Below are 15,561 nucleotides of genomic sequence, written 5' to 3' on the forward strand. Positions count from 1 at the left end.
CGCCACGGTCACCCGACCACCGCCGCTTCACGATCACCGATGGAGGGCCGTTGAATCGCGTCCGGACCACCGCAGCCGTCTTCGCCACCGCCGCGCTCCTCCTCGCCGGCTGTGGGGGATCAGATGGCAAGTCCGACTCCAACACCTTCGAATTCTGGTCGTTCGCCAACATCAACCAGAAGGCCGACGTCGACGTCTACACCAAGGCGCACCCGGATGTGCGCGTCAAGCTCACCGAGGTGGGCAGCACGACCGAGACCGCGCAGGCGCTCACCGCCGCGCTGGCCGGCGGCAAGGTGCCCGACCTGGTGCTGATCCAGGCCGACGACCTGCCGAAGTTCATGCAGTCGCCGGACAACTTCGTCGACCTCACCACGCTCGGCGCGGGCGACATCAAGGGGAACTACCTCGACTGGGTGATGGCACAGTCGACGACCCAGGACGGCAAGATCATCGGGGTGCCGACAGACGTCGGCGGCCTCGCGGTCGCGTACCGTACCGATCTGTTCAAGGCGGCCGGGCTGCCCACCGACCGGGACGAGGTCGCCAAGCTCTGGCCGACGTGGGACGAGTTCATCAACGTCGGCAAGAAGTACGTCCAGCAGACCGGGAAGCCGTTCGTGGACAACACGCCGACGAGCGTCTTCTTCCAGGCGGTCAACCAGGGCAGCCAGCGCTACTACAGCGCCGACCGCAAGATTGACTACGACAACGACCAGGTCAAGGCGGCGTTCGACGTGACGTTGCGGGCCTTCGCCGCGGGCATCTCCGCCAAACAGACGTCGTTCTCGTCCGGCTGGACCGCGGCCATGAAGAAGGGCGACTACGCGGTGGTGTGCTCACCGTCCTGGATGCTCAGCCAGATGAAGACGAACGCCCCCGAGACGGACGGCAAGTGGGACATCGCCACCATCCCCGGTGGCTCGGGGAACTGGGGCGGGAGCTTCCTCGCCATCCCCAAGCGCGCCAAGAACGCGAAGGCCGCGTGGAACTACATCTCCGAGATGCAGTCGCCGAAGGGCCAGCTCGACCACTTCCTGTTGCAGGGATCGCTGCCCACCACGCCGTCGGTCTACACCGACCCGCAGCTGGTCGGAAAGACCGACCCGTTCTTCAGCAACGCGCCGATCGGCAAGATCTACACCCAGTCGGTGGTGGGGATCAAGCCGTTCTACTTCGGCCCGCAGGACGGCCCCATCGGCACCGAGTTGCTCAACACGCTCACCAGCGTCGAGCAGGGCAAGGTGGATCCGGCCAACGCCTGGAACACCGCGCTGACGAATGTCAAGAACGCCGTACGCGAATGACGGAGGGCTGAGGCGCGGCGGCCGGATCCGGTCCGGCCGCCGCACCTCGGGAAGGTGACGCTTTGACCACCATGCTCACCCCGGCCACGGCCACACCTGACGTCCGGCGCCCCGATCGCAGGCGGCGGATCCGGCAGGGCGTACGGGAGTTCCTGACGCCGTACGCGTACATCTCGCCGTTCTTCGTGCTCTTTCTGATCTTCGGTCTCTTCCCGTTGCTGTTCACCTTCTACATCTCGTTGTTCGACTGGGATCCCATCGGCGAGCACCGCTTCGTGGGGTTGGACAACTTCACCGAACTCCTGCACGACCCGCGCTTCTGGGGGGCGCTGCGCAACACGTTCAGCATCTGGGTGCTGTCGACGGTGCCGCAGTTGCTCCTGGCGCTCGGCCTGGCGCACCTGCTCAACCACGCGCGGCTGCGGCTGGCCGCGTTGTTCCGGATGTCGGTGCTCGTGCCCTACGTCACCTCGGTGGCGGCCACGACCATCGTCTTCGCCCAGATGTTCGACCGGGACTACGGCATGATCAACTGGTTCCTCGGGCTGCTGGGCTTCGCGCACATCGACTTCACCGCGTCGCTGTGGGGCAGCCACCTCATGATCGCCACGATGATCGCCTGGCGCTGGACCGGATACAACACCCTGCTGTACCTCGCCGCGCTACAGGCGGTACCCCGGGAACTGTACGAGGCTGCCGCCGCCGACGGCGCGGGCGGCTGGAAACAGTTCACACACATCAGCATCCCCTCGTTACGGCCGATCATTCTGTTCACCGTCGTGACGTCGACCATCGGCGGGTTGCAGGTCTTCACCGAGCCGCTGCTGGCCAACCCGGTGGGCGGACTCACGTGCGGGGCGGCGCGGCAGTGCCAGACCGTCACCCTCTACCTCTACGAGCAGTCCTTCGGTCAGTTCCACTTCGGCTACGGCGCGGCGGTCGGCGTCGCGCTCTTCGTCATCGTGGTGGCCTTCTCCGGACTCAACTATCTGCTGGCCACCCGCATCCGTTCGGAGCGCCCGTGAAGCCCGTACCCTCGAACCCCGCACCCACGCGGACCCGGCGGCGCTCGGCCAACCGCGTCCCGACCCTGGTGTACGCGCTGCTCACCCTCATGGCGCTGGGCAGCGTCTTCCCGCTCTACTGGATGTTCGTGGTGGCGACGACGGACTCCGCCACCGCGACGACCCTCCCGCCGACGATCACCCCCGGCGGCAACTTCCTGCACCTGGCGGATCTGGTCTTCACCATCGTGCCGTTCGTGCAGTCCCTGCTCAACAGCCTCATCGTCGCCACCACGATCGCCGTGGGCCAGGCGGTGCTCTGCGCGTTGGCCGGGTTCGCCTTCGCCAAGCTGTCCTTCCCCGGCCGCAACACGCTGTTCCTCATCGTCGTGCTGACCATGACGGTGCCGGCGCAGTTGGCCGTGGTACCGCAGTACCTGATCATCTCCCAGCTGAACTGGGTGGACAGCCTTCAGGCGGTGATCGTGCCGGGGCTGGTCAGCGCGTTCGGCATCTTCTGGATGCGCCAGCACATCGGCGCCACCATCAACGACGAGCTGATGCAGGCGGCGCGGGTGGACGGCGCGACCACCGGGCAGATCTTCTGGCGGATCGCGTTCCCGATCGTCCGCCCGGCGGCGTACGTGCTGGGCCTGTTCACGTTCGTCTACGCGTGGAACGACTTCCTGTGGCCGTTCATCGTCCTGAAGTCGCCGGAGAACTACACCGTCCAGATCGCCATCAAGGCCCTGCAACAGAACCGGGACATCGATCTGGGCCTGGCGATGTCCGGCTCCTTCCTGGCCACCATCCCGCTGCTGGTGTTGTTCGTCTTCGTCGGGCGCCGGCTGGTGCAGGGCATCATGGAAGGCGCATTCAAGGGGTGAGGCACGTGCGGCGCGGGCTGCGCGTGCCGATGGACGACGGCGTGGAGCTGCTCGCCGACCTCCACCTGCCGGTCGGCGCGGCGGAACCGCGCCTGCCCACGGTCGTCGTCCGCTCGCCGTACGGCCGGCACGGCTCCCTCACCCACGCGCCGGCGCTCGCGGGCGCGGGGTTCACGGTCCTGGTGCAGAGCTGTCGCGGCACGGGCGGCTCCGGTGGCCGCTTCCGGCCGCAGCTCGACGAGCAGCGGGACGGTATGGCCACCCACAGGTGGGTACGCCGCCAGCCCTGGTTCACCGGCACGGTCGCGACGTACGGGGAGAGCTACCTCGGCTACACCCAGTGGGCGGTGGCGGGACGGATGTGCCGCGACGATCCGGAGAATGCCCCGGACGCCCTGTGCCTGAACGTCACGATGGCCGACTTCGGCGCGGTCACCTGGCACCGGGGCGCCTTCTCGCTTGCCGGCTCGCTCGGCTGGTCGCGCCGGATGGCGCTGCGCGGCCTGCGCGGCGCCCTGGTCCGGGCGTGGCTCGCGTGGCGGCCGGACCGGAAGCTCGCCGAAGCGTTCGACGTGCTGCCCCTGTCCCGCGGCGACACCGCCGTCGCCGGCCACCCGATCGGCTGGTACCAGGACTGGCTGGCCCACGAGCGGCTCACCGACGACTACTGGACCCGGCAGTCGCACACCGCGTCGGTGCCCGACGTCACCGCACCCGTGTACATGGCCACCGGCTGGTACGACATCTTCCTGCCCTGGCAGTTGCGCAACTATACGCAGCTCGTCGCGGCCGGTCGCCCGCCGCGGCTCACCATCGGCCCGTGGGGCCACGGCAGCGAGCAGAGCCCGTTTCTCGCCGAGTCGATCGCGTTCCTCAAGGAACACTTCGCCGGCGCGCCCGCGACCCGGCCGGCGCCCGTGCGCGCCTTCCTCACCGGCGCGGAACGGTGGCACGACCTACCGGCGTGGCCACCGCCGGGCACCGCCGCGCAGCGGTGGCACCTGCATCCGCACGGGCGGCTCGACCCGGCCGTCCCCGACGGCGGCAGCACCGGCTACACCTACGATCCGGACCGGCCCACACCGGCGCTCGGTGGTCCCGGCCCGGTCGACAACCGCGCCCACGAACGCCGGGCGGACGTGGCCGTCTTCCGCGGTCCACCGCTCGACCGCGCGCTCGTCCTCGCCGGGGAGCCGATCGCCCGGGTCCGGTTCCGCTCGACGGCGGCCAGCGCGGACGTGTTCGTCCGGATCTGCGACGTGCACCCCGACGGCCGTTCCATGAGCGTGTGCGACGGCATCCGCCGCGTCGGCGGCGTCGGCACCGCGGCCACCGACCCGCGGCCCGACGCGGACGGTTTCGTCGAGCTGGAGGTGCCGCTGTGGCCGGCGTTCCACCGCTTCGCCGCCGGACACCGCGTCGGCGTGCAGGTCAGCTCCGGCGCGCATCCGCGCTACGCCCGCAATCCCGGCAGCGGCGCGCCGGCCGCCACCGCGGCCACCACGGTACGGGCGCATCAGGAGATTTCCCACGGCGGCGCCCACCCGTCCCGGCTCGACCTGCCGGTGTGGACGTGAACGGGTCGGCGGCTACGTGCACCACTCGACCAGGAGGGCTCCCCGGATGACATCCGTGTTCCATGTGGCGACAAGCGGTTCGGACCGTGCCGACGGCTGCGCCGAGCGTCCGTTCCGGACGATCAACCGGGCGGCCGGCGTCGCGCAGCCCGGCGACACGGTGGTGGTGCACGCGGGGGAGTACCGCGAGTGGGTGAAGCCACGCCACGGCGGCCTCAGCGACCTCCGCCGCATCACCTACGAGGCGGCGCCCGGCGAGCACGTGGTGATCAAGGGATCGGAGCGCGTCACGGGCTGGGCGCCGTGCGGCGGGACGGTGTGGCGGGCGGTCGTCGACAACGCGCTGTTCGGCTCGTTCAACCCGTTCGCCGAGGAGGTGGCCGGCGACTGGCTCGTGTCCGGCGAGGGCGCGCCACGTCGGCACCTCGGCGACGTCTATCTCAACGGCCTGAGCTTCTTCGAGGTGGCGAGCCGGGCGGAGGTCGACGATCCGCCCCGGCGCACCGAGATCCTCGACGCCTGGACCCGGGTGACCCATCCGATCGGCGATCCCGACCAGACCCGACTCGTCTGGTATGCCGAGGTCGGCGAGCAGACGACGATCTGGGCCAACTTCCAGGGCGCCGACCCGAACACGGAGCTGGTGGAGATCAATGTACGGCGGAGCGTCTTCTACCCGGATCAGCCGCACCTGGACCACATCACGGTCCGTGGCTTCGAGTTGGCGCACGCGGCCAGCCCGTGGGCGCCGCCGACCGCCGACCAGCCGGGCCTGATCGGGCCCAACTGGGCGAAGGGGTGGATCATCGAGGACAACGTGATCCATGACGCCAAGTGCGCGGCGATCTCCATCGGGAAGGAGGGCTCGACCGGGCGGAACCACTCGTCCCTCCGCGGTGACAAGCCGGGCTACCAGTACCAGGTGGAGTCGGTCTTCGCGGCCCGCCGGATCGGGTGGGACCGGGAGCACATCGGCTCGCACGTGATCCGGCGCAACACGATCTACGACTGCGGCCAGAACGCGATCGTGGGTCACCTCGGATGCGCGTTCTCCACCATCGAGGACAACCACATCCACCGCATCGGGGTGAAGCGCGAGTTCTACGGGTACGAGATCGCCGGCATCAAGCTGCACGCCGCCATCGACGTGGTGATCCGGCGCAACCGGATCCACGGCTGCTCGCTCGGCACCTGGCTGGACTGGCAGGCGCAGGGCACCCGGCTCTCCCGCAACGTCTACCACGACAACTGCCGGGACCTCTTCGTCGAGGTCAGCCACGGCCCCTACCTGGTGGAACACAACATCTTCGGCTCGCCCGCCGCGCTGGAGCTGTTCAGCCAGGGCGGCGCCTTCGTGCACAACCTGATCTGTGGCACGGTGCGGCTGGAGCCGGTGCTGGACCGCGCCACGCCGTACCACCTGCCGCACAGCACGCAGGTCGCCGGGTACGCGGTGATCTACGGCGGCGACGACAGGTACGTGGGGAACCTCTTCCTGGGTGGTGACCCGGGCGCGGCCTACGGGGCGGGCGCGGAGAGCGAGGGGCCGGTGCGGGCCGGCACCGCCGGATACGACGGCCATCCCGCGTCGTTCGCGGAGTACCTGGTCCGCCTCGCCGACCAGCCCCCCAGCGACCAGCAGAAATACGTCGACGTGAAACAACCGGTGTACGCCCGGGCGAACGCCTACGCCGCTGGCGCACGGCCGTTCGCGGGGGAGCGCGAGCCGTGGGTGCTGGGCGCCGCGACCGCCACAGTCGTCGCCGAGGACGACGCGGTCTGGCTCGTCACCGATCTCCCCGAGGCGTTCGACGAGGCCCGGGTCGGCGTGGTCACCGGCCGGGATCTGGACCGGGTCCGGTGCGCCGACGCGGAGTTCGAGGAGGCGGACGGCAGCCCCGCCGTCATGGACGTCGACCTGCCGGGCGCGACCCGGCAACCGGGACGGGACGGCGCCGTCGGCCCGATCGCGGGCCTTCGGTCCGGGGCGCGCCGAACGCGCGTCTTCTGACGACGGACGTCCGGGGCGACAAGCCGGGCGGCCGACCGGCGTCGATCCGGCATGGCAATGCTCACAGTCCGTCCACATAGCCTCGCTGTACGTCACGCGCATGCGATCATCGACCCGCGTCACGTCCCTGCGGACGTCGGGTGGTTGGGGGAGCATGCCCACGAGTCAGATGCAGCGCGACCGGTTCGGAGATGTGCTCAGGACCCTCCGCCTGGAGCGGGGACTGACCCAGGAGGAGCTGGCCGAGGCGGCCGGCTCCAGCGTCCGCGGGATCCGGGACATGGAACGCGGCCGGGTGCGCAGCCCGCAACGACGGACGGTCGCGTTGCTCGCGGACGCCCTGCGGCTGGCCGGGGCGGACCGCGACCGCTTCGTCGCCCTGGCCCGGGCCCAGCGCCGGCCGGCCGAGCGCCCGGCGGTGCCGCCCGACCGCCCGGTGGCGGTCGTACCCGGGGAACTGCCCGTCGCCGTGCCGGACCTGGCCGGCCGGGCGGAGATCCTGGAACGACTCTCGACGCTGGCCGCCGACGTCGTCGCCGGGCAGCCGGGCACCGCCTCGGTGGTGGTGCTGCACGGTCCGCCGGGCATCGGCAAGACCAGCCTCGCCGTCACGGCCGGCCATCGGCTGGGCCCGAGCTTCGCCGGTGGACAGCTCTTCGTCGACCTGCATGGTGTCTCGCCGGACGGATCCGTCGACCCGGGTGAGGCACTGGCCGGGTTGCTGCGGTCGCTCGGCGTGCCGGACAGTCGGGTGCCGGTGTCACCGGCCGAACGGGGTGGCCTGTTCCGCACCCTCACCCGGGACCGGTCGCTGCTTGTGGTTCTGGACGATGCCGCGGACGAGGCACAGGTGCGGCCGCTGCTGCCGGCCGGGCCGGGGTGCCTCGTGCTGGTCACCTGTCGGCGCCCGTTGGCCGGTCTCGCCGGTGCGGTCCGTCAGCCGCTCGACGTGCTCGCCCCGGCGGACGGGCGACTGCTGCTCGCGGCGATCGTCGGCGCCGACCGGATCGCCGCGGAGCCGGCCGCCGCCGACCAGCTGGTCACGCTCTGCGGCCGGCTGCCGTTGGCCCTCCGGATCGTCGGCAACCGCCTGGCCAGCCGACCGCAGTGGTCGGTCGGTCGGCTGGTGGACCTGCTCCACGACCAGCGTCGGCGGTTGACCCTGCTGACCGCCGGTGATCTGGGCGTCCGGTCCGCGTTCGAGGTCTCGCACCGGCAGTTGGACCCGACGGCCGCGCGAGTGTTCCGGCGGGCCTCGCTGATTCCCGGCGCCGACTTCGACCCCGCACTGGCCGCCGCCGTGGCCGGCACCGACGAGGACACCGCGGCGGCCGCCCTGGACGAGCTGGTCGAGGCCGGTGTCCTGCTGGACACGAGGAACCGGTACCGGTTCCACGACCTGGTCCGGCTCTACGCCGCCGAACGCCTCGACGTCGAGGAGTCCCAGTCCTGCCGCACGAGGGCGCACGATCAGATGGTCGACTGGCTGCTGCGGCGTACCCGACAGGCCGGTGCGATGTTCGAACCGGGCGCCTGTCGGGCCGACTCGGAGTTCGACGACGACCGGGCGGCGGCGCGCTGGCTCGACCAGGAGTCCGGAAGCTGGCTGGCGGCGCTGCGCGACGCGGCCCGGCGCGGCCGGCACGCCGACGTGGTCGCGGTCGCCAGGGCGCTGCACTGGTATTCCGACGCCAACAGTCACCGGCACGCCTGGGACGAGATCTTCTCGCTGGGAGTGGCCGCGGCCCGGGCCGCCGGCAGCCCGCACGACGAAGCCGTCCTGCTCAACTTCCTGGGCTGGGCCCGGTACTTCTGCCGGGACCGCAACACCGACGGGCTGGCGGCGCTGGCCCGGGCGCTGGAGCTGGCCCGGCGGATCGGTGACCGCCGGGAGGAGGCGTGGGCGCTGACCTACACCGCCGCGATCCAGGTCCGGACCGGCCGCGGTGGGTCCGCCGTCGACCACGGCCGGCGGGCCGTGGAGCTGTTCCGCGAGATCGGGTACGCCCTCGGCGAGCACAGCGCGGCAAGTGTGCAGGGCGCGGCGCTGGCCTCCCTCGGCCGGTTCACCGAGGCGGCCGGCCTGCACCGCGAGGTGCTGGCGTTCTACGGCCGGGACAACGGTCTCAGCCGTACCGGTGCGGCGGTGGCCCGTGCCGGCGCGATGATGAGCCTCGGTGCGGATCTGGCCGGGCTGGGCCGGTGGTGGGAGGCCGCCGCCGAGTACAACCGCGCCCGGTGGGTGTTCCACCGCAGCGGCGCGACGTTCAGCGAGGCCAACGCCGTCCACCGGTACGGGCTGGCGCTCCGCGCGTTGGGTGAGGCCGACGCGGCGGCCGAGGCGCTGGGGTCGGCGCTGGCGCTGTATGCCGCGCTGTCCTGCCCGTGGTGGGAGGCGCAGACCCTGCACGCGCTCGCCGCGTTGGCCGGCGCGACTCCGGACCGGTCCGCCGACGCCCGTCGGCTGCGTCGGCGGGCGCTTGAGCGGTGCGGCGAACTGGACGCGCCCGAGGTGCGGACGCTGCGCGCCACGCTGCGAGGCGAACTGGCCGAGTCCTGACCGGACGACGCCGGGCCCCGCCGGCGATGCGGCGGGGCCCGGTGCTGGTGGACAGGTCAGTTGCAGGTGGTGCCGTTGAGGGTGAACGGCGCCGGGTTGGCGGGGGTGCCGTCCGCGGTGAAGCCGACATTCACGGCGCCGCCGGTCGGGATGCTGACGTTGTGGCTCTCGTTGGTGACTGTCACCTGCGGGCCGGTCTGCTGGAAGACGCCGTTCCAGTGGCCCTGGACGACCTGCCCGCCGGGGAAGCTCCAGCCCAGCGACCAGCCGGTGACGGCCGGGCCGTCGTTGTAGACGGTGACGCTTGCGGCGTAGCCGGTGCTCCACGAGTTGGTGACGACGAAGGAGACCCGGCAGGTGCTGGCGACGTCCGTCGCCGGTACGAGGTCGCCGTAGTCGTCGCGGGCGGTGGCGAAGTCCTGGAATCCGAAGCCCGGGCCCGCCGACCGGGTGGTGGTGCCGGCGGCGAGTACGGTGCCGTCGGCGTTGACGGCGTAGACCGGGCCGCCGCTGTCGCCGCCCCGGGCGGCCTCGTCGCCGTCGAGCTGGGTGGCCTCGACGAGGTCCTCGATGTCGTCGTAGTGGTAGTCGACCCGCAGGTTGCAGACGGGACCGCCGAGCACGCCGGCGGAGGTGTAGCCGGACTGGCACAGCAGTTGGCCGGGGAAGACCTCGGTCCAGCCGGTCACCCGGGCGCGGACCTCGTCGTGTTGGCCGCCGACGTAGATGTGGCCACCGGGCGCCGACGTCGAAATGATCATCGTGTCGTGGTCGTCGTTGCTGTCGACCGCGTAGCCGACGAGCGTGCCGGTGCCGGTGGTGGTGTTCCAGCCGACGTGCCAGGGCGAGCCGATCGCTCCGCAGTGCTCGGCGGTGAGGATGTAGCCGGCGTCGGTGTCCGCGTCGCGTACGCCGAAGCCGGCGGTGCATCCGGGCGTGGTGAACCCGATGCCCGCCCCACCGTCGAACGGCGCGGCGTCGTCGGCCCGCGACCGTTCGACCATCCGGTCGCGTTCGACGACGCGGGTGCGGACGCCGGTGGCCGGCAGCTTCGGCAGGCCGGCGCCGGGGGTGCGGTCCACGGCGATCTCGATGCCGCCGCCGTCGGTGCGCAGCCGGACCGAACGGCGTGCGCCCGCCGGGCCGGCCTTCACCGCCGGGGTGAGTCTGGCGGCGGCCGTGCGTAGTTCGGCGCGGGAATAGGTGGCCGCGGCCACCTCGACGGGCGCGGTGCGGCGGGCGGCGGTGACGGCCGCGGCGACGTCGGTGGGCGGCGCGCCCTTCCACCACAGGGTGACATGGTCGTCGACCAGACCGATGCCGGCGTAGCCGCGCGCCGGGGCGCGGTCCACCGCGGTGCGGATGACGTTGGCCGCATCCACCAGCGGGGCCTGGGCGACCATCCGGTCCAGCGTCGGGGCCGGGATGAGGTCGAGGATGGACTCAGCGGATCCGGCCGCCTCCGGCTGGCCGGAGCCCGCGTGCACGGCCGAGGGACCGGTGAGCGCCGTGGCGCCGACCACCGTCCCGGCGATCACCACTCGGGCGATCACTTTCCGAATGTCTGTCATGACGTTGAGTCAAGCAACGGTCGATGTCGGGGGACAGGCAGGACGCCCGGCAGGTGTGGACCTGCCGGCGGATCGGCCGGTGCGGTCGCGGCCCGCAGACCCTAGGCCGCCGTGACGTCGTCGCCCGTCGTCACGCGCGTCAGGGCGCGCTTGTCCGGCTTGCCGGTCGGCCCCACCGGAACCCGGTCGATCGACCGGATGGTCTGCGGGGTCGACGGTTCCCCGAGCGCCTCCTCCACCAGGGCGCGCAGCCGTCCGGCATCCGGTGCGCGACCGGCAGCCGGCACCACGTACGCGTGCACCGCCTCCCCGGTGACGTCGTCGGGACGGCCGACGACGTACGCCTCGGCGACGGTGGGGTCCGTGGCGAGGACCCGCTCGATCGGGCCGGCGTACACCAGGTTGGCCTGCACGATGATGACGTCCCGGGTCCGGCCGAGCAGGTGCAGGTAGCCGTCGCTGTCGAGCCGGGCCAGGTCCCGGGTGCGGACCCAGCCGTCGACGAAGACGGCGGCGCTCTCGGCCGGATCGGCCCAGTACGCGGCGGCCTGCGCCGGTGTCCGGACGAAGAGTTCCCCCTCGGTGGCGGGACGGCCGTCGGCGTCCCGGATGGACAGCTCGGTGACCGCTGGTGGTCGGCCGACCGAGGCGAGCGTCGCCGGGGATGCCAGCATCTCGGCCGGCGTCACCATCGTGATCATGCCGGTTTCGGTCTGTCCGTAGCCGTGGAAGATCACCGGGCCGAGCACGTCGAGCGCCTCGGCGAGCCGGCCCGGCGCGAGCGGCGAGCCGGAGACCAGCAGGGCCCGCAGACTGCTCAGGTCGACCGGATCGGCGCGTTGGTCGTGCACGAGTTGGTGCAGCTTGCCCACGGTGATCACGCTCGCGGTCGCCCGGTGGCGGGCGATCATGCCGGGGAAACCCGGAGGCCGGGCCGCGACCAGGGTGCCGCCGGCGGCCAGGGTGAGGATGCCGTACTCCAGCATGACCTGGCTGCTCAGCGAACCGAAGACGAGATAACGCTGGAGTCGGGTGGCGAGGTCGGCGATCGCCGGCGGCCAGCGATCCGGGTACGGCGCCCAGGCCGCGCTCATCGCCGCGTACGTCTGGGCGCAGCCCTTCGGACGGCCGGTGCTGCCGCTGGTCCAGGTGATCCGGGCGACGTCGTCCGGGCGTCCGGCGGCGATGAGCGTCCGTCCGTCGTCGGGGGTGCCCGCGAGTTCGGCGGCCCGGGCGTCGTCGACGAGCAGCGTGTGCTCGTCGGGTTGCCCGGTGCGGTGGGCCGGTGTCAGGTCGGGGCGGATGCCGGAGACCCGCGCGCCGACCGCGAACGCCGCGATGACCGTCGCGAACGCCTCCGCGGTGACGCCCAGCCGCAGGGCCACCCCGACGCCGGGGCCGGCCCCGGCGTCGCGGAGCCCGGCGGCGACGCGACGGATCAGCCGGGACATCTGGGCGGTGGTGACGGTCCGGTCGCCCTCCTCGAAGACCGGCCGGTCGTCGCCGGCGGCGAGCAGGTCCAGCACGGGCTGCGGCCAGATCTCAGCCGGCATCGGAGAGCACGCCCTTGACGAAGAGCACGAGCGGCTGGTGGTGCACGTCCGGCAGGTTCCAGTCGTTCTCCAGGTTCTCCGCGAGGTGGTGCGCCGCGACGACCCGGCCGCCGCGGTGGACCCGGACGACCGGGTGCAGGTAGCTGGCGTCGTGTGCGTGCGCGGCGTCGTTCTCGGCGATCCTCGGCACCGTGATGTCGAAGGGGTCGACCTGGTCGTGGTCCGGCCCGTACTCCAGCGTCACCACGAACGCGAACGGCTCCGGACCCAGGCCGCCGTCGTGCAGGTACGCGACCGGCACCTCCTCGTGGTAGAGCGCGGTGGCGCCGGAGACGACGACGACATCGCCGAGGACGGCGAACTGCTGCCACAGGGCCGAGGTGCGGTTGATCCGGGCGATGATCGCCTCGGCGATCGCCTCCGGGGTGCTGTCCAGGGGCGTGGCCGGCCACGGCGTGTCGTGATGGCGGACGTTGAGGATCCGGTGCAGGGCCCGCACGCCGTACCGGAAACCGTGGATGAACCCACTCGTCGAGCGCTTGAAGTCGCGCTGCTGGGTGAGGGTCCCGACGAAGTGCAGGTCGGGCACGTTCACCGCCTCGTACGCCGAGGTCTGCTCGGGGAAGCGGTCGTTGATGACGAGCCGGGGCCGGGCGGACGGGTCGAAGATGCTCGCGTCGAACCGGAATCCGGTGCAGAGGATGACCCGGTCGTAGTCGATCCGCCGGATCGCCTCGACGCTGCGGGCGTACCGGAAGTCGATCCGGTAGCCGCCGCCGTCCCGCCGGACGATCCGTTCCACGGTGCCGTCGAGGACCGCGTTCTGCGACTTGAGCTGATAGGTGTCGAGGAAGTTGTTGTTCACCGCGCGCAGGTGCCCGACGTAGTGCGTCTGCCACGCCAGCTTGACCGAGTGCGGGCCGGCGACGTGGATGACCGCCGCCGTCCCGACGAGCGCGTCCGCGGTCTCGAACGCCGAGTTGCCCTTGCCGATGATGAGGACGCGCTGGTTGGTGAAGTCGTCCGGGTCCACGCTGACGGTGTCGTAGCGTTCGGCGAGTTCGGCGCCCTCGATCGGCGGGACGTACAACTGGGACAGGCCGGTGGCGACGACCACCCGGCGGGCGGTGACGGTGTCGTCGCCGGTGCGGACGGCGAACAGTTCGCCGTCGCGCGCGATCCGGGTGACCCGGGTGTCGTACCTGATCCGCAGGCCGCGGGCGACGTCGGCGAGGTAGCGCACCAGGTCCGCGGCGTCCGGGAAGTAGCGCTTGCTGTAGTTTTTGAACAGCAGGGCGGGATCGTCGGTGAGCAGCGAGTTCCAGTCCGCGCGCAGGTTGAACTCCGGGTCGTCGGAGCCGGTCCAGACCTTGTTGATCGAGATGAGTTGCCGGTGCCGGGGATAGGTGGCGAAGAACGTGCCCGGCGCTGAGCCGGCCTCCAGGACCAGATAGTCGCGGCCGTCGCGCTCGAGCAGGTGAGCGAGCTGCAGCCCGGCCGGTCCGGCTCCGATGATCAGATAGTCGAGCGTCATGCGGCGCAATCTAGCGACCCGATCTCAGAGCGTTCTGAGATTTCGTCTCTAGGGTGCGATCGCATGACGACAGAGGTGGACCTCGATGTCCCACTGCGGATCGCCGATCTCCGCGCCGCCCGTGATCCGATCAAGGTCGTGGTCGGACCTCAGGTCCGGGACCGGGTCACGGCCGCCCGTGCCTTCCTGTCCGAGGTGCTCGGCGACAACCGCGCGGTGTACGGCGCCACCACCGGCTTCGGCGCCCTGGTGGGGTACGCGGGCCGCGCCGACCTGCGGGACCAGGCCGACAACACGCTCGCCCACCTCGGCGCGGGTCAGGGCCCGGATCTCGCGCCGGAGGTGGTCCGCGCGACGCTGTTGCTGCGGGCCGCGTCGCTGGCCCGGGGCGCGTCGGGGGTCTCCCCGCATGTCATCGACGCGCTCGTGGCGATGCTCGCGACCACGTTCGTCCCCGCGGTGCCCCGGCTGGGTTCGGTGGGCGCCAGTGGCGATCTGATCCCGCTGGGCGCGGCCGCCCAGGCGTTGCGGGGCCGGGGCCACGCCTATCTGGGCGGGGCTCGGCTGCCCGCGGCGGAGGCGCTGGAGCGGGCCGGCCTCGAACCGCTGCCACTCGACGGTCGGGACGCCCTCGCCCTGGTCAACGGCACGTCGCTGACCACCGCGGCGACGGCGCTGGCACTGGCCGAGGTCCGCGCCGCGCACCTGGCGGTCCAGGTGCTCACCTGCCTGCTCGCCGATCTGTTCGGCAGCGACCCGCAGTTCCTCGACGCCCGGCTGCTGGCCGCGTACGGCCATCCGGGCGCGATCGACGTGGGCGCGCGGATGCGCCGGGTCAGCGACGGACTCGTCGCGTCCGGCAGACGTCCGTTGCAGGAGCCGTACAGCCTGCGGTGCGCGCCGCAACTGCTCGGCGCGGCCGAGGACGCCCTGCGGCACGTCGACGCCGTCGTCGCGGCCGACCTGGCGAGCGTCACCGACAACCCGCTGTTCTTTCCCGACGACGACCTCGTCGTGCACGGCGGCAACTTCTTCGGGCAGCCGGCCGCGTTCGCCGCCGATCTGCTGTCGATGGTGGTGGCGCAGGTCGGCAACCTCGCCGAACGGCAACTGGACCTGCTCGTCGACCCGAACCGCAACGGTGGCCTGCCGCCGATGCTCGCCGCCGGCCCGGGACAGCAGCACGGGTTGCAGGGCGTGCAACTGGCGGCGACCGCCCTGATCACCGAGATCCGCCGGGACACCATGCCCGCGAGCATGCAGAGCGTGCCGACGAACCTGCACAACCAGGACGTCATCCCGCTCGGCACCCAGGCCGCCCTGCGGGCGCTGGACCAGGCCCGGCTGTTGTGCCTCATCGTCGGGTCGCTCGCGGTGGGGCTGCGCCAGGCGGCCCACGTCGGCGCGCGTACGCCGACCGCGTCCGGTTGCGCCGAGGCGCTCGCCGCGGTGGCCGCGGTCGTACCGCCGGTGGACCCGGACCGGCCGCTCGACGGTGACGTGCGGCGCGCGGCCGAGGCGATCGCGAATTTCTCCGTTTCTCTTTCGTGAGGGGTG

Annotated in this window: 10 protein-coding genes; 7 read left to right on the forward strand and 3 right to left on the reverse strand. The window is 71.9% G+C overall.

All coding sequences use genetic code 11. From position 1 onward, the window contains the following. The first annotated feature begins 50 nt into the window (after positions 1-50). The 6 genes from O7613_RS07100 to O7613_RS07125 all read left to right on the forward strand — a co-directional run bounded on the left by O7613_RS07100 (position 51) and on the right by O7613_RS07125 (position 9,346). Positions 51-1,307, forward strand: coding sequence for an extracellular solute-binding protein (locus O7613_RS07100; RefSeq protein WP_281583569.1), 1,257 nt, complete (start codon positions 51-53; stop codon positions 1,305-1,307). 71 nt (positions 1,308-1,378) lie between these two features. After that, positions 1,379-2,332, forward strand: coding sequence for a sugar ABC transporter permease (locus O7613_RS07105; protein ID WP_281590341.1), 954 nt, complete (start codon positions 1,379-1,381; stop codon positions 2,330-2,332). Then, positions 2,329-3,198: a carbohydrate ABC transporter permease gene (locus O7613_RS07110; RefSeq protein WP_281583568.1), complete on the forward strand. Its 870-nt coding sequence runs from the start codon at positions 2,329-2,331 to the stop codon at positions 3,196-3,198. Before O7613_RS07105 ends, O7613_RS07110 begins: the two co-directional genes overlap by 4 nt. Next, positions 3,195-4,775 carry a CocE/NonD family hydrolase gene (locus tag O7613_RS07115; protein ID WP_282292857.1) on the forward strand — a complete coding sequence of 527 codons (1,581 nt, stop codon included), beginning with the start codon at positions 3,195-3,197 and terminating at the stop codon, positions 4,773-4,775. The genes O7613_RS07110 and O7613_RS07115 overlap by 4 nt, the downstream gene beginning before the upstream one ends. Positions 4,776-4,821: 46 nt before the next feature. Beyond that, positions 4,822-6,786: a right-handed parallel beta-helix repeat-containing protein gene (locus O7613_RS07120; protein ID WP_282292859.1), complete on the forward strand. Its 1,965-nt coding sequence runs from the start codon at positions 4,822-4,824 to the stop codon at positions 6,784-6,786. A 154-nt stretch (positions 6,787-6,940) separates the two neighbouring features. After that, positions 6,941-9,346 (forward strand): helix-turn-helix domain-containing protein, encoded by a 2,406-nt coding sequence (locus O7613_RS07125; RefSeq protein ID WP_282292861.1) that lies wholly within the window; start codon positions 6,941-6,943, stop codon positions 9,344-9,346. A gap of 56 nt (positions 9,347-9,402) precedes the next feature. Here O7613_RS07125 and O7613_RS07130 read toward each other — a convergent pair whose 3' ends face one another. The 3 genes from O7613_RS07130 to O7613_RS07140 form a co-directional block, all read right to left on the reverse strand. Further along, positions 9,403-10,917, reverse strand: a complete 1,515-nt coding sequence (locus O7613_RS07130; RefSeq protein WP_282292862.1) for a cellulose binding domain-containing protein — start codon at positions 10,915-10,917, stop codon at positions 9,403-9,405. Between the two features lie 101 nt (positions 10,918-11,018). Next, positions 11,019-12,470 (reverse strand): AMP-binding protein, encoded by a 1,452-nt coding sequence (locus O7613_RS07135; protein WP_282292864.1) that lies wholly within the window; start codon positions 12,468-12,470, stop codon positions 11,019-11,021. Then, entirely contained in the window at positions 12,460-14,004 is a 1,545-nt protein-coding gene (locus O7613_RS07140) for an NAD(P)-binding domain-containing protein (RefSeq protein ID WP_282292866.1), read from the reverse strand. Before O7613_RS07140 ends, O7613_RS07135 begins: the two co-directional genes overlap by 11 nt. A 63-nt stretch (positions 14,005-14,067) precedes the next feature. On the opposite strand from O7613_RS07140, the gene O7613_RS07145 reads away from it, so the two are divergent. Further along, positions 14,068-15,555 carry an aromatic amino acid ammonia-lyase gene (locus O7613_RS07145; RefSeq protein ID WP_281583561.1) on the forward strand — a complete coding sequence of 496 codons (1,488 nt, stop codon included), beginning with the start codon at positions 14,068-14,070 and terminating at the stop codon, positions 15,553-15,555. Positions 15,556-15,561: the final 6 nt, after the last annotated feature.

Origin of the sequence: Micromonospora sp. WMMD975 (assembly GCF_029581215.1) — a bacterium.
GTDB lineage: Bacteria > Actinomycetota > Actinomycetes > Mycobacteriales > Micromonosporaceae > Micromonospora.

Excerpts from the sequence above, each read along its gene's own strand:
- O7613_RS07105 (WP_281590341.1), top strand. The coding sequence starts at position 1,379 with ATGCTCACCCCGGCCACGGCCACACCTGACGTCCGGCGCCCCGATCGC.
- O7613_RS07120 (WP_282292859.1), top strand. The coding sequence starts at position 4,822 with ATGACATCCGTGTTCCATGTGGCGACAAGCGGTTCGGACCGTGCCGAC.
- O7613_RS07125 (WP_282292861.1), top strand. The coding sequence starts at position 6,941 with ATGCCCACGAGTCAGATGCAGCGCGACCGGTTCGGAGATGTGCTCAGG.
- O7613_RS07130 (WP_282292862.1), bottom strand. The coding sequence starts at position 10,917 with ATGACAGACATTCGGAAAGTGATCGCCCGAGTGGTGATCGCCGGGACG.
- O7613_RS07135 (WP_282292864.1), bottom strand. The coding sequence starts at position 12,470 with ATGCCGGCTGAGATCTGGCCGCAGCCCGTGCTGGACCTGCTCGCCGCC.
- O7613_RS07140 (WP_282292866.1), bottom strand. The coding sequence starts at position 14,004 with ATGACGCTCGACTATCTGATCATCGGAGCCGGACCGGCCGGGCTGCAG.
- O7613_RS07145 (WP_281583561.1), top strand. The coding sequence starts at position 14,068 with ATGACGACAGAGGTGGACCTCGATGTCCCACTGCGGATCGCCGATCTC.